Origin of the sequence: Chitinophaga sp. (assembly GCF_036566945.1) — a bacterium.
GTDB lineage: Bacteria > Bacteroidota > Bacteroidia > Chitinophagales > Chitinophagaceae > Chitinophaga.
In genome coordinates this window covers 1-2,199 of the sequence record NZ_DATCVJ010000101.1, presented here as the reverse complement: position 1 = coordinate 2,199, position 2,199 = coordinate 1, and the positions used below count along the sequence as shown (strand labels likewise).

The window sequence follows — 2,199 nt, the reverse complement described above, 5'->3', positions numbered from 1 at the left end:
GATTATCTTATTGCCGATTCAGGTGGTATAAAGGATTATCTGCTTAAAACATATGGTCAGAGAATTGCAGGTAAGATTGTTCAGATTGAATACGGCTCTCCGATATTGACTACCGAGAATACAGCTCTCCTGACAGAATATGGGTTAGAACCAAATCAATACTGGCTTGTTGTAAGTAGGTTAGAACCGGAAAACAATGTAGAACTGATTGTAAAGGGATATTTGGAGTCTAATGCAGCTTACCCTCTCGTTGTTGTGGGAAATTTATCTGATACAACCTATGTAAAGCAACTGCAGTCATACCAGGGCAAGGGAAATATCAGGTTTGTCAATGGTGTTTACAATAAAGAGAAGCTATCTGCATTGAGGTATTTTGCTACCGGTTACCTTCATGGACATTCGGTAGGTGGAACAAACCCTTCACTGCTGGAAGCTATGGGGCATGGCAATATCGTAGTCGCCCATGATAATATTTTTAACAGGGAAGTTACAGCAGGAAAAATGTTTTACTTTTCCAATGAGAAAGCAGTGGCAGGACATTTGCAACATATTGAACAGCTGGAACCAGCGGCGCTGTCCGCTTTGAGGGAAATTTCAATTGAACGGATCAGAAACTATTATAATTGGGAGCGGATAGCAAAATCTTATGCTGAGCTGTTTTCAAAAATTTAATTGTATTATTAATATTTAAATATTAAATTATGGATATCACTACATTCAAACAGGATTTTATAGAAATATTTGATGACGCACCAGCGGATGAGATTACTGCTGATACTGTTTTTAGAAAAATGGAAGAATGGGATTCAATGGCTGCACTATCCCTGATCGCTATGCTGGATGAGAAATATAATCTATCTGTCAGTGGTGAAGAGCTACAAAAATTGAATACTATACAGGACTTATATAACCTGGTTGGGGCAAAAGCCTGATAATCTTTTTCATTAAAATCTGTTGCTTGCTTCGTTCAACGACTCGACTTCAGATTGACATAAAATCCTGATTGATGTCTGCCTACGTTAAAGGAATTTCCTATTATTTGCCAGAACTAGAGATTACAAATGAGCAGCTCTCTACTGAATTTCCGGAATGGGATGTGGCCAAAATATCGTCAAAAATTGGTATCTCTTCAAGATATATCACGGATAAAAATGAATTTACAGCTGATATTGCTGTAAAAGCAGCAAGGAAGCTGATAGAGGAGTACGATCTGTCCCCAACAGCTTTTGATGTGCTGATGTTGTGTACCCAGACTCCGGATTATTTTTTGCCAGCGACAGCTTGTATTGTACAAGACAGATTGGGATTATCTACGCGTACTGCAGCTTTTGATTTTAATCAGGGGTGTTCCGGATATATCTACGGCCTTGCTATGGCTAAGGGTTTTATTGCCGCAGGTATTGCGAAAAATGTATTATTGATTACTGCAGAAACCTATAGTAAACATATTCATCCGAAAGATAAGGGCAACCGTACTGTTTTTGGTGATGCCGCAGCCGCTACATGGATCTCTGGTGATGATGGATGGGCCGAAATAGGTGAGTTTGAACTGGGAACAGATGGTTCCGGTGCCAATAACCTGATTGTGAAAAACGGAGCTGGCAGATCTCCCAAATCCAATCAGGAGATATTAAGCGAAGAGGATATCATTACATCTGGAGATTACCTGTATATGAATGGTCCGGAGATATTCAATTTTACCATTAAATCAGTGCCGTTACTGGTAAATAGCACCCTGGACGCAAATGGACTTTCAATGCCTGAGGTAGATCAATTTTTATTTCATCAGGCCAATAAATATATGCTGGATCATCTGAGAAAAAAAGTCGGTATTCCCCAGGAAAAATTTCTACAACACATGGAGTATTGTGGTAATACTGTTTCATCAACGATTCCTATTGCTCTGAAAGAGTTTGTATCAAAAAACAAATTCGACAAGGGGCAAACATTGTTGCTAGCGGGATTTGGTGTAGGATACTCCTGGGGGGGAACGGTACTTAAATTTTAAAGATTATTTTAATGCAGGGTTATTCCATTAGTGCATGTAATACGGGTGAGATTAAAGCAGATGTATTTTCTCAGATGACTGTATTATTTAATACTATTTTTGATAAAGCATATACGGAGTCTTACTTTCAGAGGAAATATACCCGATCGGCGTTAGGATATTCTTTTCATGCTATTCTCAGTTACGGTGAT

Annotated in this window: 3 protein-coding genes; all 3 read left to right on the top strand. The window is 38.8% G+C overall.

Annotated elements, in window-relative coordinates:
• Positions 1-672, top strand: a 672-nt coding sequence (locus VIP81_RS03005; RefSeq protein ID WP_331956998.1) for a glycosyltransferase, incomplete at its 5' end; no start/stop codon positions are given.
• A gap of 29 nt (positions 673-701) precedes the next feature.
• Entirely contained in the window at positions 702-932 is a 231-nt protein-coding gene (locus tag VIP81_RS03000) for an acyl carrier protein (RefSeq protein ID WP_331956997.1), read from the top strand.
• Positions 933-1,006: 74 nt separating this feature from the next.
• A complete protein-coding gene (locus VIP81_RS02995; RefSeq protein ID WP_331956996.1) occupies positions 1,007-2,008 on the top strand; it encodes a ketoacyl-ACP synthase III in 1,002 nt (333 codons plus the stop codon).
• Positions 2,009-2,199 lie beyond the last annotated feature (191 nt).